General features: G+C 64.4%; 19 protein-coding genes. 12 read left to right on the forward strand and 7 right to left on the reverse strand.

The features are described 5' to 3' along the window. Window positions 1-1,440: 3-isopropylmalate dehydratase large subunit (gene leuC / locus DM806_RS10265; RefSeq protein ID WP_179043136.1), on the forward strand; the 1,440-nt coding region annotated here is incomplete at its 5' end. Window positions 1,441-1,549: 109 nt separating this feature from the next. Further along, complete coding sequence (gene leuD / locus DM806_RS10270; RefSeq protein WP_179043137.1) at window positions 1,550-2,155, forward strand: 3-isopropylmalate dehydratase small subunit; 606 nt, start codon at window positions 1,550-1,552, stop codon at window positions 2,153-2,155. On the opposite strand, the gene DM806_RS10275 is transcribed toward leuD, so the two are convergent. Together DM806_RS10275 and DM806_RS10280 are read right to left on the reverse strand one after the other, a co-directional pair. Beyond that, window positions 2,146-2,667, reverse strand: coding sequence for a MarR family winged helix-turn-helix transcriptional regulator (locus tag DM806_RS10275; RefSeq protein ID WP_256869236.1), 522 nt, complete (start codon window positions 2,665-2,667; stop codon window positions 2,146-2,148). The two genes, leuD and DM806_RS10275, sit on opposite strands and share 10 nt — an antisense overlap. Before the next feature lie 88 nt (window positions 2,668-2,755). Further along, entirely contained in the window at window positions 2,756-3,919 is a 1,164-nt protein-coding gene (locus DM806_RS10280) for an acyl-CoA dehydrogenase family protein (protein ID WP_179043139.1), read from the reverse strand. A 110-nt stretch (window positions 3,920-4,029) separates the two neighbouring features. Between DM806_RS10280 and DM806_RS10285 the strand changes: the two genes are divergently transcribed. The 9 genes from DM806_RS10285 to DM806_RS10325 all read left to right on the forward strand — a co-directional run bounded on the left by DM806_RS10285 (window position 4,030) and on the right by DM806_RS10325 (window position 15,189). Next, window positions 4,030-5,040, forward strand: a complete 1,011-nt coding sequence (locus DM806_RS10285) for a phosphotransferase family protein (RefSeq protein ID WP_218647450.1) — start codon at window positions 4,030-4,032, stop codon at window positions 5,038-5,040. Next, window positions 5,037-6,302, forward strand: a complete 1,266-nt coding sequence (locus tag DM806_RS10290) for a hydroxymethylglutaryl-CoA lyase (protein WP_256869217.1) — start codon at window positions 5,037-5,039, stop codon at window positions 6,300-6,302. Before DM806_RS10285 ends, DM806_RS10290 begins: the two co-directional genes overlap by 4 nt. Before the next feature lie 16 nt (window positions 6,303-6,318). Next, window positions 6,319-7,086 (forward strand): SDR family NAD(P)-dependent oxidoreductase, encoded by a 768-nt coding sequence (locus tag DM806_RS10295; RefSeq protein WP_179043140.1) that lies wholly within the window; start codon window positions 6,319-6,321, stop codon window positions 7,084-7,086. 23 nt (window positions 7,087-7,109) lie between these two features. Further along, the gene (locus DM806_RS10300; RefSeq protein ID WP_179043141.1) at window positions 7,110-8,018 is read left to right on the forward strand and encodes an SMP-30/gluconolactonase/LRE family protein; all 909 of its coding nucleotides are present in this window, start codon (window positions 7,110-7,112) and stop codon (window positions 8,016-8,018) included. A gap of 108 nt (window positions 8,019-8,126) precedes the next feature. After that, window positions 8,127-10,292 carry a TonB-dependent receptor gene (locus tag DM806_RS10305; RefSeq protein WP_179043142.1) on the forward strand — a complete coding sequence of 722 codons (2,166 nt, stop codon included), beginning with the start codon at window positions 8,127-8,129 and terminating at the stop codon, window positions 10,290-10,292. Window positions 10,293-10,300: 8 nt separating this feature from the next. Then, window positions 10,301-11,365, forward strand: a complete 1,065-nt coding sequence (locus DM806_RS10310) for a CaiB/BaiF CoA transferase family protein (protein WP_179043143.1) — start codon at window positions 10,301-10,303, stop codon at window positions 11,363-11,365. Then, window positions 11,362-12,564, forward strand: a complete 1,203-nt coding sequence (locus tag DM806_RS10315; RefSeq protein ID WP_179043144.1) for an acetyl-CoA C-acetyltransferase — start codon at window positions 11,362-11,364, stop codon at window positions 12,562-12,564. The genes DM806_RS10310 and DM806_RS10315 overlap by 4 nt, the downstream gene beginning before the upstream one ends. A gap of 37 nt (window positions 12,565-12,601) precedes the next feature. Continuing rightward, entirely contained in the window at window positions 12,602-14,788 is a 2,187-nt protein-coding gene (locus tag DM806_RS10320) for a 3-hydroxyacyl-CoA dehydrogenase NAD-binding domain-containing protein (RefSeq protein ID WP_179043145.1), read from the forward strand. Continuing rightward, window positions 14,785-15,189 carry a nuclear transport factor 2 family protein gene (locus tag DM806_RS10325; protein ID WP_179043146.1) on the forward strand — a complete coding sequence of 135 codons (405 nt, stop codon included), beginning with the start codon at window positions 14,785-14,787 and terminating at the stop codon, window positions 15,187-15,189. The genes DM806_RS10320 and DM806_RS10325 overlap by 4 nt, the downstream gene beginning before the upstream one ends. A 48-nt stretch (window positions 15,190-15,237) precedes the next feature. On the opposite strand, the gene DM806_RS10330 is transcribed toward DM806_RS10325, so the two are convergent. The 3 genes from DM806_RS10330 to DM806_RS10340 are packed head-to-tail and all read right to left on the reverse strand — an operon-like array spanning window position 15,238 to window position 19,341. Further along, a complete protein-coding gene (locus tag DM806_RS10330) occupies window positions 15,238-16,551 on the reverse strand; it encodes an amidohydrolase (protein WP_179043147.1) in 1,314 nt (437 codons plus the stop codon). Between the two features lie 23 nt (window positions 16,552-16,574). Next, complete coding sequence (locus tag DM806_RS10335) at window positions 16,575-18,113, reverse strand: acyl-CoA synthetase (RefSeq protein WP_179043148.1); 1,539 nt, start codon at window positions 18,111-18,113, stop codon at window positions 16,575-16,577. 28 nt (window positions 18,114-18,141) lie between these two features. Next, a complete protein-coding gene (locus tag DM806_RS10340; RefSeq protein ID WP_256869218.1) occupies window positions 18,142-19,341 on the reverse strand; it encodes a CaiB/BaiF CoA transferase family protein in 1,200 nt (399 codons plus the stop codon). A 221-nt stretch (window positions 19,342-19,562) separates the two neighbouring features. On the opposite strand from DM806_RS10340, the gene DM806_RS10345 reads away from it, so the two are divergent. Continuing rightward, window positions 19,563-20,894, forward strand: a complete 1,332-nt coding sequence (locus tag DM806_RS10345) for a spinster family MFS transporter (RefSeq protein ID WP_218647452.1) — start codon at window positions 19,563-19,565, stop codon at window positions 20,892-20,894. Here DM806_RS10345 and DM806_RS10350 read toward each other — a convergent pair whose 3' ends face one another. Next, entirely contained in the window at window positions 20,895-21,674 is a 780-nt protein-coding gene (locus DM806_RS10350) for an enoyl-CoA hydratase-related protein (RefSeq protein ID WP_306294751.1), read from the reverse strand. Window positions 21,675-21,772: 98 nt separating this feature from the next. Then, window positions 21,773-23,278, reverse strand: coding sequence for an alkaline phosphatase D family protein (locus DM806_RS10355; protein ID WP_179043152.1), 1,506 nt, complete (start codon window positions 23,276-23,278; stop codon window positions 21,773-21,775). Window positions 23,279-23,358: the final 80 nt, after the last annotated feature.

Raw genomic sequence — 23,358 nt, forward strand, 5'->3', positions numbered from 1 at the left:
CGCACCCTCTATGAGAAGATCTGGGACGCGCACGTTGTCGAACGGCGTCCCGATGGCACCTGCCTTATCTATATCGATCGTCACCTCGTCCATGAAGTGACGAGCCCGCAGGCGTTCGAGGGGCTTCGCCTCGCCGGCCGTAAGGTGCGCCGGCCCGATCTTACGCTCGCGGTGCCCGATCATAACCTGCCCACGACCCCGCGCCGCGACGCGCAGGGCAATCGCATTCCCATCGCCGATCCCGAAAGCGCGCAGCAGCTGGCCGCGCTGGAACGCAATGCGCCCGAATTCGGGGTCCGCCTGATCGGCGACGCTGATGCGGAACAGGGCATCGTCCATGTCGTCGGCCCGGAACAGGGCTTCACGCTGCCGGGCACGACTTTGGTCTGCGGCGACAGCCACACCAGCTCTCATGGTGCGCTGGGCGCGCTGGCCTTCGGCATCGGCACGTCGGAGGTCGAGCATGTGCTCGCCACCCAGACGCTGCTGCTGAAACAGTCGAAGACGATGGCGGTCGTCGTCGATGGCGAACTTGCGCCCGGCGTCACGCCCAAGGATGTGGCGCTGGCGATCTGCGGCACGATCGGCACGGCGGGCGGCACCGGCTATGTCATGGAATATCGCGGCTCCGTCTTCCGCGACATGTCGATCGAAGGGCGCCTGACCGTCGCCAATATGTCGATCGAGGCGGGCGCGCGCTCGGGCCTGTTCGCGCCCGACGAAAAGACGTTCGCCTATCTGCGCGACCGCCCTATGGCGCCCAAGGGGGCGGATTTCGACGCAGCCGTCGCCTGGTGGAAGACGCTCGTCACTGACGAGGGCGCGGTCTTCGACAAGACCGTGGTCATCGACGCCGCCGACATCGTGCCCAACGTCACCTGGGGCACCAGCCCGGAGGATGTCGTGCCCGTGACCGGCGTGGTCCCCGATCCGCAGAGCTTCGCCGACCCGTCCAAGCAGGCCGCCGCCCAGAAGTCGCTCGACTATATGGGCCTCGTCGCCGGGCAGCGGATGGAGGATGTCGCGATCGAGCATGTCTTCATCGGCAGCTGCACCAACAGCCGGATCGAGGATCTGCGCGCCGCCGCGTCGCTGCTCAAGGGGCGCCATATCGCCTCGGGCATCAAGCATGCGATGGTCGTCCCCGGCTCCGGTCTGGTCAAGCGGCAGGCGGAGGAGGAAGGCCTCGACCGCATCTTCCTCGACGCCGGTTTCGAATGGCGCGAGCCGGGCTGCTCGGCCTGCCTCGGCATGAACCCGGACAAGGTGCCCGCGGGCGAACGCTGCGCCTCGACCAGCAACCGCAATTTCATGGGCCGTCAGGGACCGGGATCGCGCACCCATCTGGTGTCGCCCGAAATGGCGGCGGCGGCGGCCATCACCGGCCGCCTGACCGACGTTCGCGCGATGTTGAACGATAAAGAGGGGATGGTCGCATGAAGAAGATTTTCTGGCTGCTGACGCTGGGTGCGCTCGCCAGCGCGGCGATGGCCGCGACGCTGGGCCGCGCCGAAGACACGCCGGCGGCTGAGACGAAGAAGGTTCATTGATGGAAAAGCTGAACGTCGTCGACGGCCGGGCCTATCCGTTCGGCATGAAGAATGTCGACACGGACATCGTTATCCCGGCGCATTGGCTCAAGACCATCTCGCGCTCCGGCCTTGGCAAGGGCGCGTTCGAGGTGCTGCGCAAGGAACCGGGCAACGTCTTCGACGATCCCGCCTATGCCGGCAGCCCGATCCTGATCGCGGGTGACAATTTCGGCTGCGGCTCCAGCCGCGAACATGCCGCCTGGGCGCTTGGCGACCTCGGCATCAAGGTGGTGATCGCGCCCAGCTTCTCCGACATCTTTTCCGGCAACGCGTTCAAGAACGGCATCCTGACCGTGGTCCTGCCGCAGGACGCGGTCGACCGCCTGTTGGAGGTAGCCCAGGGGATCAACGGAACGCCGGACCCGATCCATATCGATCTGGAACATCAGACCGTCACGACCCAGTTTCAGGATCGCTTCAGCTTCGAGATCGATCCCTTCCGCAAGCATTGCCTGCTGGGCGGACTGGATGAGATCGGCCTGACGCTCGGACAGGCGGGCATGATCAGCGCGTTCGAGGCAAAGGATGCGGGCCTGAGGCCCTGGCTCGTGCCTCAGGCCTGATTACGGCGCGCCCGCGTCGAGGCGAGCGGCGCAATACGCGCGGTGCGCGGGAGGAGCGGTTCGGCCTTGCCCTCTCGCACGCGGCAAATGATGGGATCGCCCCAATCCTCGTCGAAGGCCGCCTGCAACGCCCGCACATGCTTGGCGCCGATGCGTTTGGAGAGCATGTCGGTGAGCGCAACCACGATTTTCTGCGCATCCTGCCGCATCGCATTGCCCATCTCGGTCAGCTGGACCATCTTCACCCGCTTGTCGTCGGGATCGTCGACCAGTTCGAACACCCCGCGCTCGACCAGCCCGGCGATGGTCGAATGCACCGCCTGCCGCGTCAGGCGCAGGCTGCGCGCGATATCGGACGGCCGGTTGATGTTGAGCTGGACATGCATCATCACCATAGATTCAGGCCGTGTCAGCTGCGGCCAGCCGCCTTCGCGCAGGCTGAGCTGCAAGCTCTCGTCGAACCATTCGAAGCTCTGAAGAAGTGGCACGATGAGATAGGCCACGGCATCCATAGACAATATTTCCCCTTGGCCGCCCATCGGCCCTGTCATTTCGTGCATAGCTATACCAGCGGGCCGGCTTTTGCCATGGCCTCTTATCTCAAAGAGACCGGGCGATCAGCAGCTTCATGATCTCCGACGTGCCGCCATGGATCGTGTCTATCCGGGCATCGCGGTAAAGCTGCGAAATCGGATATTCGTTCATATAGCCATAACCGCCGAACAATTGCAGGCAGCGGCTGACCGTCTCCAGTTCCGTCTCGGTGATCCACAGCTTGGCCATCGAGGCGGTCGTGGCGTCCAGCGTGCCGACCAGCAGCTTATCGACGCAACTGTCGATGAAGCTGCGCGCGATCACCGCCTTGGTCTTGGCTTCCGCCAGCACGAATTGCGTGTTCTGGAAATCCATCAGCGTCTTGCCGAAGGCGGTGCGATCCCGCGCATAATCGACCGCCAACGCGATCGCCCGCTCCATGATCGCGAGGCCCATGGCGGCGATACCCAGCCGTTCCTGTGGCAGCATTGTCATCAATTGGGCAAAGCCCTTGCCCTCGATCCCGCCCAGCAGGTTGTCTGCAGGCACGCGGACATCCTCGAAGAAGAGTTCCGACGTGTCCTGCGCCTCGCGCCCCATCTTGTCGAGATTGCGGCCGCGCCGGAATCCCGCCCGTTCGCCCTCCACCGCGATCAGCGAAATGCCGCGCGATCCGGCTTCCTTGTCGGTCTTGCAGACGACCAGGATGAGGTCAGCAGTCTGGCCGTTGGAGATGAAGGTCTTCTGCCCGTTGATGATATAATCATCGCCCTCGCGGCGGGCATGGGTGCGGATGCCTTGCAGGTCCGATCCGGTGCCCGGCTCGGACATCGCGATGGCCAGGATCGTTTCGCCGCTCGCCACGCGGGGGAGCCATTGCGCCTTCTGGGCCTCCGTTCCGAAAGCGGCGATATAGGGCGCAACGATCATATTGTGCAGCGGTACGCCCCAGCCTTCCAGCCCGCGCTTGCCGAATTCCTCGATGATGATGCGCTCATGGCGGAAATCGCCGCCCAGCCCGCCATATTGCGCCGGTACGGAGGCGCCGAGCATTCCGAACCGTCCCGCATCATGCCAGACCGACCGCTCCACCACCTTATCGCGCCGCCATTTCTCATTGCGTTCCGCCGAGGCATGTTCGTCAAGAAATCTGGCGATGCTGTCGCGGTAGATCGCCAGATCCTCATCGGTAAAGTCCGAAGCGTTGGCGTGGAACGGAGAATCGGTCATGGAAAGGCGCCCTCTTATCTCTGAAAATTGCTGGAGCAGAATATATCGTCAAATAATTTGACATCAAGACTTCTCTGCCGCATGTCGTCCCCATGGGAGAGAAACAGGATATGGAGCAGGGCCTCGGCCCGCAGGCTGTCGCCTTCGCGCTGGACCGGCTGGGGCCGGTGATGGCGCCGGAGGATGGTGCGATTTCAGCCTTGAGCCGGTTGACCGGCGGCGCCAGTCTGGAGACGTGGGCGTTCGATCTTGCTACCGCGCAGGGGCCGCGCCCGCTGATCCTGCGTCGCCGCGATGCGGTGGAGGATACGATCTTTTCGACCTCTTTGCCGCTGGCGACCGAGGCGGCGCTGCTGGAGCGTGCCTCCGCCGCTGGCGTGCCGGTTGCAGGACTGGTCAGGCTTTGCGAAGAGGCCGATGGTCTGGGCGAAGCCTATATCGTCACGCGGATTGCGGGCGAGACGCTGGGCCGCCGGATCGTCGCGGCCGAAAGCTTCGCGCCCGCCCGCGCCTTGCTCGGCGCACAGGCGGGGCAGGCGCTGGCAGCGATCCACCGCATCGACCCTGCGGGCCTGCCGCCGCTCGAAACACTCGACGCGCGTGGATCGCTGGCGCGTTATGAGGCGATCCACCGTCGCATCGGCGCGCAGCGCCCGGTGCTGGAGGCGGCCTTCCGCTTTCTCGACCGGGAGGCGCCGCCGCCGGTCGCGCCGCAACTGGTGCATGGCGATTTTCGCAACGGCAATCTGATTGTCGATCCCGACAAGGGGCTGGTGGCCGTGCTCGACTGGGAACTGGCCCATCTGGGCGATCCGGCAGAGGATCTGGGCTGGCTGTGCGTCAACAGCTGGCGCTTTGGCGAGACGGCGCTGCCGGTGGGCGGCTTCGCAACGCTGGAGGCGCTGCTTGATGCCTATCGCGCAGCGGGAGGCGATTCGCCGCCGGTCTCGCGCGTCCGCTATTGGCAGATGCTCGGTTCGCTCAAATGGGCGATCGTCTGTCTGATGATGTATGAGTCCTTTGCCAGTGGCGAGGAACGAACGATGGAGCGCGCCGCGATCGGGCGGCGCTTGAGCGAGTGCGAGGTCGATCTGCTCGCGCTGATGCAGGAGGTCGCATGATCAGGCAGCCGGGCGCCGCGGAATTGGTCCAGGCCGTAATCGGCTGGCTGTCCGATCAGGACGGTGCCGCCGCGCGCAGCCCCTATATGGTGCGCGTGGCGATCAACGCCCTGTCGATCGTCCAGCGTGAGCTGGAGCAGGGCGGGGCGGCGCAAGCGGAGGCGGCACGCCGATTGGCCGGACTGCTGGGCCATGGCGGCGATTTCGAGGCGCTGAACGCCGGGCTGGTCGACAGGATTCGGGCAGGCGCCATCGCGCCGGACGATCCGGCCTTGCTGGATCATCTCAGCCGCACCGCTCTGGCGATGATCGCCATCGATCAGCCGCGCTATCGCCATGCACTGGCCGCGCCGACGACGGAGGCCATGCTGCCTGCTCATCCGGTGACATTGGTTGAGGTATCGCCGCGCGACGGGCTTCAGAATGAAAAGACGATCCTGCCCACTGCGGCCAAGGTGGAACTGATCTCCCGCGCCGTCGCGGCCGGGGTGAAGCGGATCGAAGTGGCAAGCTTCGTCCACCCCGGCAAAGTGCCCCAAATGGCCGATGCGGAGGCGGTGATTGCCGCCCTGCCGAAGATGCCGGATGTCGAGACGATCGGGCTGGTGCTCAACAAGCGCGGCGCTTTGCGTGCTTTGGAAACGGCTGTCGATGAGATCGGCATGGTCTGCGTGGCGTCCGATGCCTTCGGTCAGCGCAACCAAGGGCAGACGGTGGAGCAATCGATCGCGGCGGCGGGTGATGTCCTGCGTCTGGCCCGCGATAATGGCCGATCGGCGCAGGTGACGGTCGCTGTGGCTTTCGGCTGCCCCTTTACCGGGCGCACCGATCCGGCGCGGGTGGTGGATATTGTGCGCCAGCTCGCCGCCTTCGCGCCGCGGGAGATCGCCCTTGCCGACACCATCGGCGTTGCCCGCCCCGCCGAAGTCACCGCGCTGATCGCGAAGGTGCAGGCGGAGACCGGCGCCCTCCCGCTCCGTGTGCATTTCCACGACACGCGCGGTACCGGCGTCGCCAATGCAGTTGCGGCGATCGCGGCGGGCGTGCGGACGGTCGACGCAGCCATTGGCGGCACGGGCGGCTGTCCCTTTGCCCCCGGCGCGGCCGGCAATGTCGCGAGCGAGGATGTCGTCTATGCGACCGACGGCGCAACAGGCCTCGATCTTGCCGTGCTGATCGAGACCGCGGGCTGGCTTGCGCAGCAATTGGGCAAGGCTTCTGAGAGTTCGCTTGCCCATGCCGGCGACTTCAACAATTCTTGAATCAGGAACCAGAAAAATGAGCTATGACGCACCGGCGAGCCATGCCGGACGGACCATCTTCATCACCGGTGCCTCTTCGGGCGTGGGGGCCCATGCTGCCAAATTGCTGGCAGCGGCTGGCGCCCGCATCGTCGCGGGCGCGCGTCGCGCCGACCGCATCGCCGGATTGGTCGAGGAGATCGAGGCGGCGGGCGGCACGGCCATAGCGGTGCCGGTCGATGTCGAGGATGCCGACTCGATCCGCGCCGCCTATGCCGTGGCGGAGGAACGGCTGGGACCGATCGACACCGTCATCGCCAATGCCGGAGTGAACAGCGAAGGTCCGGCGCTGACGCTGGAGGATGACGCCTTCGACCAGATCATGCGGGTCAATGTGCGCGGCGCCTTCCACACGGCCCGCGAAGGCGCCCGGCGGATGATCGCCGCAGGCGTGGCCGAAGGGCGCATCGTCTTCATCGCCTCGATCGGCGGGACCAAGGTGCAGCCGGGCCTTGCCGCTTATTGCTCCTCCAAGGCGGCGGTGGTGATGATGAGCCGCGCGCTGGCGGTTGAATGGGCGCGCTATGGCATCAGCGTCAACACCATCTGCCCCGGCTTCATGCTGACCGAAATCACCCAGGACTGGTTCGGTACTCCGGCAGGAGACCGGATGATCCAGCATTTCCCCCGGCGCAGGCTGATGCCGCTTGAAGCGCTTGATCCCTCGCTGCTCTACCTCACATCGACGGATGGCGGGCATACGACGGGCGCGACCATCGTGGTCGATGACGGTCAGTCGATATAATTGACAATATTGGAGGCGGCCATATGAAGGTAGTCGCGGAGGGATTGCTGTTTCCAGAAGGTCCGGTTGCGCTACCCGATGGATCGGTCCTGATCGTCGAAACGAAGCGCGGCACGCTGATCCGCGTCGCGCCTTCTGGCAGCGTCAGCGTCGTCGCCGAACTGGGCGGCGGCCCCAATGGCGCTGCTCTTGGCCCGGATGGCTGGGTCTATATCTGCAACAATGGCGGCTTTGAGTGGCATGATCATGGCGGCGCCCTGATCCCCGGTGATCTGCCGGCGGACTATGTCGGCGGTTCGATTCAGCGCGTGCATTGTGAATCGGGGGTGGTCGAAACGCTCTACACCGAGTGCGAAGGGCGGCCGCTGCGCGGCCCCAATGATCTGGTGTTCGATTCTTATGGCGGCTTCTGGTTCACCGACCATGGCAAGGCGACGCCAGATGGTCATGACCATGGCCGGATATTCTACGCGAAGGCCGACGGATCGGCCATTATCTGCGCCCTCGACCGGTTGCACGGTCCCAATGGCATCGGCCTGTCGCCTGACGGTGGGACGCTTTATTTCGCGGAGACGCCGACTGCGCGGCTCTGGGCCTGCGATGTGGCTGCACCCGGCCGACTTGGCGCGCCGCCCGCGCCCTGGATGCCCGCGCGTCTTATCGCGACCATGCCGGGCTATCAGATGTTCGACAGTCTGAAGGTCGAGGCGGACGGCCATGTCTGCGTCGGCACGTTGATCAACGGCGGCATCACGATTTTCGACGCGCAGGGCGCCAGCGAGCATCTCCCTTTCCCGGAACTGGCTATCACCAATCTCTGCTTCGGCGGTGCGGATATGCGCGACGTCTGGGCGACGGCCTCCAGTTCCGGCCGCCTCTATCGCACCCGCTGGCCGCGCGCTGGACTGCCGCTGGAATATCAATCCGCTTAAAATAACGTCTGATCTCCAGATTAATCTCGTCAGATATATTGACAAATAATTTTACAAAATGCACTTCTCCATCCACAACGCCGACACGGCAAATAAGAGAGGGTGAAGATGAAGGTTTCTGTCCAGTTGCAGACGGGCGCGGCGCTGCTTGCCTTCGCGATGATGCCGATGGCAGCGGTCGCTCAGGATGGGGCTGTAGCCCAGCCAGCGGTGGACGACATTGTCGTCACAGCCCAGCGTCGCGAACAGCGCCTTCAGGATGTGCCGCTCGCCGTCTCCGCCTTCAACGAAGCAAGCCTCACCACGGGCAAGGTCGACAGCCTTGTCAATCTCGATGGCAAGATGCCCAACGTCCTGCTTGCGCCGGTCGGGGCCTATCCCTTCGCCAGCGCCTTCTTCATTCGTGGTCTGGGCTTTTCGGACGTCGAATCCAGCTTCGAACCCTCGGTCGGGGTCGAACTGGACGGCGTCTATCTGTCGCGCAATGTCGGCGCGGTGCAGGATTTCTTCGATGTGGAGGGCGTGACCGTCCTGCGTGGGCCGCAGGGCACGCTCTACGGTCGCAACACCATCGGCGGTGTCGTCAGCGTCCGGACCAAGCGCCCCACCGGCGATTTCGGCGTCCGCGCGCAAGGCACGCTGGGCAGCTATGGCCGCCGCGAAATCCGCGCCGCCGTCGAAGCGCCGATCGTGAAGGATATGCTCGCGGCGAAGGTTTCGGTGCTGGCCAAGGGTTATGACGGCTATCTCCGCAATGAGGATGGCCGCCGCTTTGGAAAGCAGAATGTCCTTTCTGTGCGCGGCACGCTGGCCTTCACCCCGTCGAGCAATTTCGACGCCACGCTGATCGGCGATTATACCCGCGATCGTGGCACTGGCCCGTCCTTTGAAAATGCAAGCCTGCCGACCATGATATTGGGTCAGTTGGGCTATACGGCCGACGATGACGGCAAGCCCTATCTGACCCGCGTCGATACGCAAAATCATTCGCGGCTGGAAAGCACCGGCGTCACGCTGGAAATGAACTGGGATCTGGGGCCGGTGAAACTGACCTCTATCAGCGGCTATCGCGATACCGATACGAATGTCCTGAGTGACTTTGACGGCGAGAATATTCCCTTCCTCAATGTGGGCCGCATCGAGCAGCATGACCAGTGGAGTCAGGAAATCCGCCTCGGCTCTACTGGGAAGGGGCCGCTTACCTATGTCATCGGCGGCTATTTCATGACCCAGCGCTATGATATCGGCGTGCATCAATATGGTCTGGCCTTTGGTAGCCCGACGGCCGGCTCGACCCTGTTCGCAGGCCAGCGGGCCAAGGCAGGCGCGATTTTCGGCCAGATCGACTATGAGGTGATCCATGGTCTCACCCTGACCGCTGGCGCGCGTTATAGCGACGAATCCAAGCGTTTCACGATCCAGCCGCTGTTCGCCACCAGTTCGCAGACCTTCAAGGCGAGATTCGACGACTTCTCGCCCAAATTCGGGATCAGCTATGCCTGGACGCCCGACATCATGACCTATGCGCAATATTCGCGCGGTTTCCGCGCCGGTGGCTTCAACGGGCGTGCGGGGGCCTTCACGGCGGTCGGTCCCTATAAGTCGGAAAATGTCGACTCCTATGAAGCGGGCATCAAGACCGACCTGTTCAACCGCGTGCTGCGCCTGAATCTGGCGGCTTTCACCACCAAATATAAGAATATGCAGCAAAGCGTGCAGGAATTGATTCCCGGCACTAATGTCAATCAGACAGTAGTCAGCAATGTCGGCCGTGCAACGATCAATGGTTTCGAGGGCGAAGCGACGCTGAACATCGTGCGTGGTTTCACGCTCAATGGCACGCTCGGTTATCTCGACGCGGGGTTCGACAAGTTTGTCGCCAATCTTGGCGATGGTCTGGGCACGATCGATCGGTCGAACCTGCCCTTCGCCTATGCGCCCAAATGGTCGACCAGCCTGACTGGCGCCTACAAGACCGATATTGGCTTGGGAGAACTGACCGCGCAGGCCAGCATGCGCCATGCGAGCAAGATCTACACCAGCTTCACGCCCTTGAACCTGCTGTCGGACCTGACGGTTCGCCCCGCCAACACGACGGTCGATGCCAGCATTGGCCTCGATCTGGACGATGGCCGCTGGCATCTGGGCCTTTGGGGCCGCAACATCACAGACGAGCGGATCATCAACAACACGTTTGCGGTCGGCAATCTGATGGCGCTGCGCGTGTATCAGCCGCCGCGTGAGATCGGCGTGGATATCGGTTTCAAATTCTGAGGGACGACATGATGGGACCGGGCGCGCTTGCGGGCATCCGCATCGTTGAATTTGCCGGGATCGGTCCGGCACCCTTTGCGGGCATGATGCTGGCCGATCATGGTGCGGAGGTGATCCGCATCGAGCGGCCCGGCACCGTGATCGACCGGACCGACGTGCTGGCGCGCTCGCGCCGGATCGTCACGCTCGATCTCAAATCGGCGGAAGGCGTGGCGCAGGCCCGCGCCCTCTGCCGCGAAGCCGACGGGGTGATCGAGGGTTTTCGTCCTGGCGTGCTGGAACGGCTGGGGTTGGGGCCGGAGATATTGCTGGCGGACAATCCCAGGCTGGTGATCGGCCGCATGACGGGCTGGGGCCAGCAGGGGCCGCTCGCCCATGCCGCCGGGCACGACATCAATTACATCGCGCTCACCGGCGCGCTCAACGCCTATGGCCGCAAGGGCGAGAAGCCGACGCCGCCGATCAACATGGTGGGCGATTTCGGGGGAGGGGGCATGATGCTCGCCTTCGGGATGCTCGCGGGCTTGATGAACGTGCGCAATGGCGGCGAAGGCCAGGTGGTCGACTGCGCGATGATCGACGGCGCGTCGCTGCTGATGAGCATGATCTGGGGCTTCCGCGCCGAAGGCATCTGGCACGACCAGCGCGGCACCAACTATCTCGATAGCGGCGCCTATTTCTACGATACTTATGAAACCGCCGACGACAAATATATCGCCATCGGCTCCATAGAACCCCAATTCTATGCGGCATTGCGCGAACGTCTGGGCATAGCCGACGACCCTATGTTCGATCCGCAGAATGACCGCGAAGGCTGGGATGCTCTGCGCGACCGGCTCGCTGCCATCTTCCGCACCCGCACGCGAGACGAATGGTGCAGCCTGCTGGAAGGCAGCGACGCCTGTTTCGCTCCGGTCCTCGATTATGATGAAGCGCCGCGTCACCCGCACATTGCGGGCCGTCAGGGCTTTGTCGAAGTCAATGGCGTGGTCCAGCCCGCGCCAGCTCCCCGCTTTTCGCGCACGCCGGCTTGTCCGCCCCATGCGCCCCAACCCCATGGAGAATCTCGTTGAGGGAAGCCTATATTTTCGACGCCGTGCGCACGCCGCGCGGCCGGGGCAACGCCAAGGGCGCGCTGCACGAAATCCCCGCCATGGCGCTGGCCTCCCAGACGCTGGAGGCGCTGCGCGACCGCAATGGCCTCGACACTGCGCTGGTCGATGACATTGTGCTGGGCTGCGTGTCGCCCTGCGGCGAGCAGGGGTCCGACATCGCCCGCGTCGCCGCGATCACCGCCGGCTATGCCCAGACGGCGGCAGGCGTACAGGTCCAGCGTTTCTGCGCATCGGGCCTCGAAGCCACCAATATCGCCGCGGCCAAGATCATCGCGGGCGAGGCCGACGTCACCATTTCCGGCGGCGTCGAGAGCATGAGCCGCGTACCCATGGGATCGGACGGGGGCGCCTGGTCGGTCGATCCGCGCTCGGCCTTCGCCAGCTATTTCACGCCGCAGGGCATCGGCGCAGATACCATCGCGACGCTCCATGGCTTCAGCCGCACCGACGTCGACAGCTTCGCGGTCGAAAGCCAGAAGCGCGCCGCCCGCGCCTGGGCGGAAGGCCGCTTCGCAAGGACCATCGTGCCGGTGACGCATGAAGGCGTGGTCGTGCTCGACCGCGACGAACATATGCGTCCCGAAACCACGGTGGAAACGCTTGGCCTACTGAAGCCCGCCTTCGCCGCCATGGGCGCGGCCGGCTTCGATGCGGTGATCAAGCTGCGCTATCCCGAACTGGAGCAGATCGATCATGTCCACCATGGCGGCAACAGCTCCGGCATCGTCGATGGCGCGGCGGGCCTGCTGCTCGCCACGCGCGAGGCGGGGGAGGCGATGGGACTCAAACCCCGCGCCCGCATCCGCGCCGCCGCGTCCATCGGTTCCGAACCCTCGATCATGCTGACCGGCCCGGTCGCCGTGACGCAGAAGGTGTTGCGCCGCGCGGGCATGACGCTGGCCGATGTCGAACTGTTCGAACTGAACGAAGCCTTTGCCAGCGTCTGCCTCTATTATCTCCAGCAACTCGAACTCGATCCCGCCATCCTCAACGTCAACGGCGGCGCCATCGCCATGGGCCATCCGCTCGGCGCGACCGGGGCGATGATCGTCGGCACGCTGCTCGACGAGTTGGAACGCAGCGACAAGACGGTCGGCCTCGCCACGCTCTGCGTCGGCGCGGGCATGGGCACCGCGACCATCATCGAGCGCGTCTGAGCGCCTCTCCTAGATTTGCGAATAAGGGACTGATCCCATGCAGAATTTCCGAATTTCCGTGGATGCCGACGGCATCGCTCTGGTCGAATTCGACGTGCCCGGCCGGACGATGAACACCTTCTCCGACAGCGCCGTGGCCGATCTCGACCTGCTGGCCGACCGCATAGCGGCCGACGACGCCATCAAAGGCGTGGTGCTGGCGTCGGGCAAGAGCAATGGTTTTTGCGCGGGGGCTGACCTCGGCGAACTGGGCGAGACGGCGGGCGCGCAGGAAAGCGATCCCGTGATCCTTGCCGAAGCGCTCCAGAAATCCTCGCGCATGAGCCGGGCACTGCGCCGCCTCGAAACCATCGGTAAGCCGATCGCCGCCGCGCTGGAAGGGCTGGCGCTGGGCGGCGGCCTCGAATTTGTCCTCGCCGCCCATTATCGGGCGGCGGCACGCTGCCCCAAGCTGAAGCTCGGCCTGCCGGAATCCACCATCGGCCTGCTCCCCGGCGCGGGCGGCACGCAGCGTCTGCCGCGCCTCGCGGGCGTCGAAAAGGCGTTGCCGCTGATGCTGACCGGCCGCCCCGTCGCTGCCGATGAAGCGCTGGCGCTCGGTATCGTCCATGCCGTTGTCGCCCCCGGCGCGACGGTTGCGGCGGCCAAGGCATGGATAATGAACGGGGGCGAGGCGGTGCAGCCCTGGGACCGCAAGGACTGGCGCGCTCCCGATGGCCCCTTCACCGCGCGCGGCAATGGCGTGTTTGCAGGCGCCGCCGCTCAACTTCAGGCCAAGACCGCGCATAATTATCCGGCCCAGACCAACATCCTGCGCTGCGTCTATGAAGGCGTCAGCCTGCCGATGGACGCCGCCCTGCGGGTCGAGGCACGGCTGTTCCTCGCCACCCAGCAGACGCCACAGGCCCGGGCCATGATCCGCTCGGTCTTTCTCTCGAAACAGGCGCTCGCCAAAGGCGCGGCCCGTCCCGAGGGTTTCGCGCCCTATGCGGCGAACAAGGTCACGGTGCTCGGCGCTGGCATGATGGGCGCGGGCATCGCCTATGTGCAGGCGGCCGCCGGGATCGACACGGTGCTGATCGACGTCGCCCAGGCGTCCGCCGACAAGGGCAAGGCCTATTCGGAAAAGCTGGTGGCCAAGGCCGTCGCCAAGGGGGCGATGACGCAGGACAAGGCCGACGCGTTGCTCGCCCGGATCGAAGCGACCACCGACTATGCCAAGGTCGAGGGTTCCGATCTCGTGGTCGAAGCGGTGTTCGAGGATCGCGCCCTCAAGGCCGACGTCACTGCCAGCGCTGAAGCGCAATTGCGCGACACCGCCGTTTTTGCCTCCAACACCTCGACCCTGCCGATTTCCGGCCTTGCGACGGCGTCGAAGCGGCCCGCCAATTTCATCGGCATCCACTTCTTCTCGCCGGTCGACCGGATGGAACTGGTCGAGGTGATCGTGGGCAAGGAAACGAGCCAGGAGGCACTGGCCAAGGCGATCGATTACTGCCTGAAGATCCGCAAGGTGCCGATCGTCGTCAATGACTCGCGCGGTTTCTACACCTCGCGTTGCTTCGACACTTATCTCACCGAAGGGTTCGAAATGCTGCTGGAGGGCATTGCTCCGGCGATCATCGACAATGTCGGACGCATGACGGGGATGCCGCGCGGGCCGCTGGAACTGACTGACGACGTCGCGATCGATCTGGTCGATCGCGTGCGGCGCCAGGCGCGCATCGACCGGGGCGAGCCGGAAATCCCGGCCGGCGGCAATGACAGGCTGCTCCACGACCTAGTGACGCAACATGATCGCCTCGGCCGCAAGAATGGCAAAGGCTTCTACGATTATCCGGCCGGTGGCACGAAGACCGTGTGGAGCGGTCTGGCCGACATCACGCCGGTCAAGGTCGCCCGGTCGACGCCCGAACTGGTCGAGAAACTGCGCCAGCGGCTGCTCTATCGCCAGGCAGTGGAGGCGGCCCGCTGCCTTGATGAGAATGTCCTGACCTCGGCCCGCGACGGCGACGTCGGCGCGCTGCTTGGCTGGGGTTTTGCGCCCTGGACCGGCGGGCCGCTGAGCCTGATCGATCAGGTCGGCGTCGCCACCTTCGTCGAGCGTTGCGACGCGCTGGCGGACGAATGCGGTCCCCGCTTCGCTCCACCTGCGCTGTTGCGCCGCATGGCGAAGGCAGAGGAAAGCTTCTACCCCGCGCCCGCCAAGACCAGGGCGGCATGAGCAGCGAAACCCCGGACCAGACGGCGGCACGTATTCGTGCCGTCGCCGACCGCTTTTTCGCGGCAGTCGAGGCGGGCGATATCGAAGGGGTGAAGCAATGCTACCACCCCGATGTCGTCATCTGGCACAACATAGATGGCCTCGAAAAAAGCCGCGAAACCAATCTGCAAACGCTGGCGGGTTTCGTAAAGCGCGCGCCCGAGCGGCGCTATCTGGAACGCCGGGTGGACCTTGTCGCTGGCGGTTTCGTCCAGCAGCATGTCGTGCGCGCGGTGCGTCATGATGGCTTTGTCCTGACCATGCCCGCCTGCGTGATCTGCAAGGTCGAGGGTGAGCAGATCACCCGGCTCGACGAATATTTCGACACCGCCGCGCTCACCGGCTGGTTTGACGTGGGCTGAAACAACATCGTCACCCCGGACTTGATCCGGGGTGACGGGAGGCGGTCCCTACTCCACGCCTGCAACCGACAGCACCGAAAGCGTCAGCGCCTTCATGCCTGCCCGGATTGACGGTTCGGGGTCCGGCGCGAAAAAGGGCGAGTGGTTGACGGGCGGCTTCCGGCCTTCCTCTTTCGCCTGATCGAGCACAGCCTGCGACGATCCGCCAATGCCGATGAAGACGGAGGGGATGCCGGCATTGACGAATTCGGAATAATCCTCACTTCCCGACCCGGCAGGTTTATAGTCCGGTTCCAGGGTAACTTGCTCCGGCATTGCGACCTTCAGCTTCCGCGCCACGGTCTCAGTCAACTTCACCTCGTTGAAGGTAACGCCGGTGCCATAGAGATAGGCGATGTCCGGCTCCGGCGCACCCGCCATCGCCGCGGCGGCGAGCGCCGTCTTGCGGAGGCCCGCCATCAATTGCTTGCGCACCTCCGGGTCATGCGAGCGCAGGGTGAGGCGCAATTCCGAACTGTCGGGAATGATATTCTCCACAGTCCCGGCGTGAAAGGTGCCGACCGTGATCACCCCGAAGGTTCCGGGGGGCAGTTCGCGGCTGATGACCGTTTGTACGTCCGACACGAAATGCGCCCCGATCACGATCGGATCGATGCTGTCCGCCGGCATCGATCCATGGGCGCCCTTGCCCTTGAAAACGATCTTAACCGCGTCCGCCGCCGACGTGACCGCGCCTTCCTTCAGTAGCACCGTGCCTGCAGGATAAGGCATGACATGGGCGGCAAAGCCATAATCGGGCTTGGCGAAGCGCTTGAAAGCCTCATCCTTCAGCATCGCTTTGGCGCCCTCCACCGTTTCCTCGGCGGGTTGTGCGACGAACATCAGCGTTCCGTGCCAGCGATCCTTCATCGCCAGCAAGGCTTGCGCAGTCGCCAGCCACCAGCTCATATGAATGTCATGGCCGCAGCCATGCATGGTCGGCGTGACCTTGCCGTCAATCTCCTGCGTGTAGCGGCTCGCATAGGGCAGTCCGGTCTTTTCGAGGAGAGGCAGGCCGTCCAGCTCGGTTCGAACCAGCACGGTCGGGCCTGCGCCATTGCGATACATCGCGACGATGCCGGTTCCCCCGACCTTCTCCGTCACCTCGAAACCCAGCTTGCGCATCTTCCCGGCCAGCAATGCCGCCGTCCGCACCTCATGAAAGGCGATTTCCGGATGCTGGTGAATGTCCTTGTAGAGCATCTCCAGTTGCGGATAGCCCTTGTCGAAGACCGCATCGATCCGTGCGGCATCCGCTTTGGGATCGGCGGCCATGGCTGGAGAAGCCAGAAGGCTGGCGGCCAGCAATACCCATTTCTTCACACACACCATCCTTTAAAAGCCGTTCAATCCGTGATCCGCGCGACGCAGGCATCGCGCAGCGGACCCTTCAATATCTTGCCGGCCGGACTGCGCGGCAGGGCCTCGTCGCGCAACTCCATGCTCTTGGGGCATTTATAGCTGGCGATCCGCTGTTTGCAAAAGGCCTGCAAGCCCGCAATGTCGATCGCGTCCGACCCGGCTTTCAGCACGATCACCGCATGCACCCGCTCGCCCCACAGCGCGTCGGGCACGCCGATCACGGCGCTTTCGGCGACGGCGGGATGGTGGGAAATCGCATTCTCCACCTCGATCGAATAGACATTCTCCGCGCCCGACACGATCATGTCCTTCAGCCGGTCGGTGATGTAGATATAGCCGTCCTCGTCCATATAGCCCGCGTCGCGGGTATGGAGCCAGCCGCCCTGCATGACCTCGGCGGTTTCATCAGGCCGGTTCCAATAGCCCATCATCACATTGTCGCCGCGCCCGACAATCTCGCCCACCGTGCCGCGTGGCACTTCCTGGCCATCCTCGTCGACGACACGGATCTCATAGCCCAGGCAGACATGCCCGGCTGATCGCAGCTTCGCAGGATCAGCGTCCGCCCGATGCGCTTTCGGTCCCAACATCGTCGCGGCGGCCATCTCGGTCTGGCCGAAGCCCTGGATGAAGTCGACACCGGGAAAGCGCGAGCGGGCGAAGTCCAGGCTGGCGGCGGGCATGGACGACCCGCCATAGCCCAGCATCCGGAGCGAGGCGATGTCGAACCGCTCCAGCTCGGGATGCTTGGCCAGCCGCTCGATCATCACCGGCACGGTGAAGCAATGCGTCACCTTATGCTGCGAAATCGCCTCCAGCACATCGCCCGCATCGAAGCTGCGGCGGAAGACATGAGTACCCGCCGCCATGGTTGCGAACAGGATGCCGATATCAGCCAGATGGAACATCGGCGCCGAATGGAAATTGACGCAATCCTCGTCGAACTGGATCATCATCAAAAGATTGACGGCCATGGCGTAGAGATTGCCATGGCTCAGCATCACCCCTTTGGGGAGGCCGGTGGTGCCGCCGGTGTAGAAGATGCCGGCAAGATCCGCATCCCCCTGCCGAGCGGCCGGAACCGCCTGCGAGGCGGCGATCAGCGCGTCCATGCCATGGTCGGCCGGTTCTTCGCCATCGTCCATGCCGATCAGCGTGCGCACCGTTCCCTGCGCTCGTAACGCCCCCGCGACCTCTGCAAACTCCCGCCCATATAGCAGGATATCGACCCCGGCATCATCCAGCTGGAAGGCCAGTTCAGGCAAAGCCAGCCGCGTGTTGAGCGGCACCATGACGCCCCCGGCCCAGGGAATGGCGAAATAGGCTTCGAAGAAAAAGTCGCAATTCATCGCCAGGATCGCGACCCGGTCGCCCGGCTGCACGCCCAACCGCTGCAATCCGCCCGCGAACCGTGCGACCCGGTCGCGGACCTCGGCCCAGTTGCGACACCGGTCCGCATCGATGGTCGCGGGACGGTCGGCGGCGACGATCGCCGCCCTTTCTAGTGCGTGAGTTACCCGCATGCGGAAACGCCCCTCCTCCGGGCGAGCATCAGATTGTCTTGTTCTTGGCGAGTGCTTCGATGGCGTCGGGATCGAGGCCCAACCAGCGAGTCAGCACCGCCGCATTATCCTCGCCGATCGCGGCCGGTGCCGCCTTACGCACCGATCCCGGCGTGGCCGACAGCTTGGGGAAGACGCCCTGCATCGGCACCGTGCCCAGCACCGGGTCTTCCACTTCGATGATCGCCTCGCGCGCCTTGAAATGCGGGTCGGCCATCATGTCGGCGGCGCCATAGATGCGCCCGGCGGGCACGGCATGTTCGACCATAAGCGCTTCGAGCGCATCGACGGTCAGCCTCTGCGTCCATTCGCCTATCAGCGCGTCCAGATCGCCCTGGTTCGCGCCGCGCGCGACATGGGTGGCATAGCGCGCATCCTGCGCCAGTTCGGGCCGACCCATCGCCGCGCAGAGCCGGGCGAACACCCCATCCTGGTTGGCGCCGATCAGATATTCGCCGTCGCTGCACGGATAGACGTTGGACGGCGCGATGCCCGGCAGGATCGATCCGGTGCGCGTCCGCTGATAGCCTGCCACCGCATATTCGGGGATCAGGCTCTCCATCACCTGCAACACGCTTTCGTAGAGGGAGGCATCGACAATCTGCCCCTCGCCGCTCTGTGCTCGATGGTGCAACGCGGCGAGCGCGCCCATGCAGCCATAGGTCGCCGCCAGCGAATCGCCGATCGACACGCCCATGCGAGCAGGGGCGCGATCAGGCTCGCCGACGATGGCGCGCCAGCCGCCCATCGCCTCGCCAATACCACCAAAGCCGGCGCGGGAAGCATAGGGTCCGGTCTGGCCATAGCCCGATACCCGCACCACGATCAGCCGGGGGTTCAGCTTGCGCAATTCGATCGGGTTGAGATTCCAGCGCTCCAGCGTGCCGGGCCGGAAATTCTCGATCAAGATATCGGCTTCGCCAATCAGCCGCCGCGCAATGTCCTGCCCGGCTTCGCTGCGCAGGTCGACGGACACCGACTGCTTGTTGCGGGCGATCACCGCCCACCAGCTGGGCCGGTCGCCGCGGCCCCATTCACGCATGGGATCGCCTTTGGCTGGTGGTTCGATCTTCACGATTTCTGCGCCCATGTCGCCCAGCAACTGGCCGCAGAAAGGGCCGGCGATCAGCTGCCCCATCTCCACCACGCGAATGCCCGTCAGCGGGCCGGTCGATTGCACGTCGCTCATATCCATCGGCGCCTAGCCAGTTCCTCACCTAATATCGTCAATATTTCTTACGATATTGACCAGCGCGACGGACTTGTCAATCAGCGAGATGACAGAAGTCATATCGGCTCATATTCACAAAAATTGAGTAATCTTATTGCCGAAGTGGATTGCTGATGCCAAAATTATATGTCAGATAATTTGATAAACAAGGTGAAAGTAGGGGCGGGCGGATGCACGGCATGACAGAACAGCAGGGCGGCAGCAGGGGCCAAAAGCGGGAAGGGACCCGCTACGCCTATTATGTCGTGCTTGTCCTGACCCTCGCCTATATGCTGTCCTTCATGGACCGGGTGCTGGTCAGCTTGATGATCGACCCCATCCGCGCCGACCTTCAACTCGGCGACACCCAGATCGGCCTGCTGGTCGGTTTCGGCTTCGTATTGCTATACTCGGTCATGGGAATCCCCTTTGGCGCCTGGGCGGATCGCGGCAATCGGCGCAATCTGATCCTGCTGGGCCTCGTCGGCTGGAGCCTCGCGACCGCGCTCTGCGGTTTCGCCGGCGGCTTCATGACCCTGCTCGCCGCCCGGGCTTTCGTCGGCATCGGGGAGGCGACGTTGTCGCCTGCCGCCTATTCGACCATCGCGGATCGTTTTGACCCCTCGCGTCTGGGCTTTGCCATCAGCCTCTATGCCATGGGCGTGTCGCTGGGTGGCGGCGTCGCGATGATGTTCGGCGGCTATCTGGTCGGCTGGACGCAGCATGTCGCTCTCGCTCTGCCTGGCGGCTTCGTGCTGGGCGGGTGGCGCATGGCGTTCGTCGCTGTGGGATTGCTCGGCGTGCCGCTCGCGCTGCTGATGCTGGCCACCATGCGGGAGGCGCCACGCCAGACCGTCGCCGCCAGCACGCCGCCGATCCGCGCCCTGTTCGCCTTGATGCGCCAACGCAAAGCGGCCTTTCTCGGCGTGATCGGTGGCTATTCGGCGATGGTGGTCGCGGCCTATGGCGCCCTGCTCTGGGGACCGGCCCATTTCGCCCGTGCCCATGGCATGGCGCCGGCGGAGATCGGCCTGCAATTCGGTCTCATCACCGGGGTGCTTGGTTCTGGCGGACTGCTGGCGGCTGGCCTGGTCTCCGATCGGCTGGCGCGCCGCGGTGTGGCGAATGCGCCGGTGCGTGTCGTGATGGCGTCGATCGTCATCCAGCTCCCGCTGCTGATCGCCGCCTTTCTGGTACAGGACCGGACCCTGGCATTGACCCTCATGGCGCTGGCCATGACCGCAACCTCGATGATCGGAGGCTTGCAGGCGGCGACGCTGCAGTTGCTGGTCCCCGCCAATATGCGCGGGCGCCTGACCGCCATCTACCTGCTGTTCGTCAATCTTGCGGGCATGGGGCTTGGACCGCTGCTGATCGGTGCCCTCAGCGAGCATCTCTACGGTGGCGCGAGCGGTCTCGGCAAAGCGCTGGCGACGGTCAGCGGCGTTGCGTTGACGCTGGCTTTCCTCGCGCTGGTCGCCACGCGCAAGGCGATCCTGGCGGCCATCCGCGCCCAGCAGGACGGGATCTGATCAGCGCCCCACGAACCGGGGTGCGCGCCGTTCCCTGAAGGCGGTTGCGCCCTCCCGGAAATCGCTGGTCAGGCCAGCGGCATATTGGGCGGTGCGTTCCGCTGTCAGTGCATCCTCGAAGGACAACTCCAGCGCCTGACGCGCCAGTCTGCGGATCATCCCGAAGGCGCGGGTAGGGCCGGTCGCGAAGCGATCAAGCAGCGCCAGCGCCTCCTCTTCCAGCCGGTCGTCGTCGATGACCTGCGTGACCAGCCCCCATTCCACAGCTTGCTCGGCACTGATCCGCTTGCCCAGCATCATCGCCGCCATCGCCCGGTGCCAGCCCAGCGTGCGCGGCAACAGCCAGCTTGTCCCGGCGTCGCAGACCAGACCCACCTGCGCAAAGCTGAAACCCAACCATGCCGATCGACCGGCAAACACGATGTCTCCCGCCAGCGCCAATGCCGCTCCCGCCCCAATCGCCGGCCCGTTGAGGGCGACGATCAGCGGGATGTCCAACCCGGCCAATCTGCGCATCAACGGATTGATCGTCTCTTCCAATATGGCACCGGCATCTTCGGGAAGCGGGTCCGACAATTGCCCCCCGCTGCAAAAGGCTCGTCCGGCGCCAGTGAGCAAAATGGCTCGTGCGCCGCTAGCAACCGCATCGTCAAATGCAGCGACCAGATCTTGTGCCATGGTGCAGGATAATGCGTTGGCGCATTCCGGCTGATCCAAGGTGATGATGACGCTCCCCCCGCGCCTGGTTTGCTCAATAGCCATTTGGAGTGCCGACCTCATATACGCGCCGCGATGCGCTCCAGCTAAATGTGCCAAGCGCCTAATGATGTCAAATTGATTGACGAAAATTTTCGAATTTATCTATTGGGCGATATAGCTCACCGGCTCACGGTTGCTTGCTGTTCGACATTTTTTAGGATTTTCGGCGTTGTGTCTGTCGATCTCAGATCTAGTGCACGAAACTGTGCGGTCAGCCGATCAGGCTGGATCTCGATGCGGACGTAGCCGCTGTGGTTTACGTCGCTGAAGCGGATATGAGGATTGTTGGCGCGAACATCGCCGAAGCGCCCTGCTGGCGGCGATTGGGCGGCCAGTGCGGAAGTGACGATTTCGGTCGCCACCAGCGGTTTGCCCTCCGCCTGATGCAGGTCGTTCAGCCAGAAACTATGGACGTCGCCGCTCAGGACATAGGGATTGCGGACATTGGGCCGCGCCAGTTGTTCCAGCAGCCGTGCACGCCCGGCGGCATAGCCGTCCCACTGGTCACTATAGACGGCTTCGCCCGTGCCATCGAGGGCAAGCGATGCGAAGAACACGCCCTGCGCGAGCAGGGTCCAGGGCCGCCGCTCCGCGGCCAGACGCTGCGCCAGCCAAGCTTCCTGTGCTTGTCCCAACATGGTCCTGTCGGAACGCCATCGCTCGGTACAATGGTCTAGCCGGATATTGCGCGCCACCGAGGGTGCAGCGCAGGGCGGGCCGGAGCGGAATTGGCGGGTGTCGAGCATCGAGAGGGACACCAGTTCGCCCCAATCGACTCCACGATAGAGGCGCGGGGTCGCCATCAAACGCCACAGGCTGGGCCGGATCGGCATATGTTCGAAATAGGCCTGATAGGCGGCCGCCCGCCGCGCGGCGAAGATGTCGGGGGACAGCCCTTCCCGATTAGCGAGCGCGGCATAATCGTTCAGCACCTCATGATCGTCCCATGTCACCAGCCAGGGTACGCGTCGATGCGCCTCCTGCAGGTCCGGGTCGGTGCGATAAAGGGCGTAGCGCGCGCGATAGCCGGCCAGGTCGCGCGGTTCGGGCGCGCCGAAATCGCGGACCTTGGGCTGGTCGGGATAGGATTGTTCGTAGATATAGTCGCCCACTTGCACGATCAGATCGGGATCGCCCGCCAGCATGTCGCGATAGGCGCTGAACCAGCCCAGTTCCCAATGCTGGCAGGATGTGAGCGCCAGTCGCAGGCGCTCGGCTCGGTCTGGCACGGTCGCGGTGCGTCCGACTGGGCTGGTCGCGCCCAGCGCATGGAAGCGATAATGATAGGGCCGTCCCGGCCGCAGCCCCGCCAGTTCGAGATGGACGCTGTGCGCTGCCTCGGGATAGGCACGCGTTTCGCCGGCGTGGACGAGGTGGCGAAAAGCTTCATCCTCGGCGACCTCGTAGCGCACCGGGATTGCCCCGGCCCGAAGCGGTTGCGCGCCGGCTCCTACCAGGCGCGTCCACAGTATGAAGCCGTCGCGGGAGGGATCGCCGCTCGCCACACCGAGCGCAAAGGGATCGGCCTGCGGGGTGAAGGGCGCTGCCAGCACGGTAAGCGGGCGGGTGCCAAGCGCGGCCATGGCGCCAAGCACGGCGCGGCGATGCCAGGGGAATTGCTGCATTGCGCGGCCCTATCGGCGGCGTTTGACAGTAATGCGACAGCATCCGCGAATGAAAGACGTCAATGTCCCGATTTTGTCAT

It is taken from the genome of Sphingobium lactosutens (assembly GCF_013393185.1).
In the GTDB taxonomy this organism is placed as follows: domain Bacteria; phylum Pseudomonadota; class Alphaproteobacteria; order Sphingomonadales; family Sphingomonadaceae; genus Sphingobium; species Sphingobium lactosutens_A.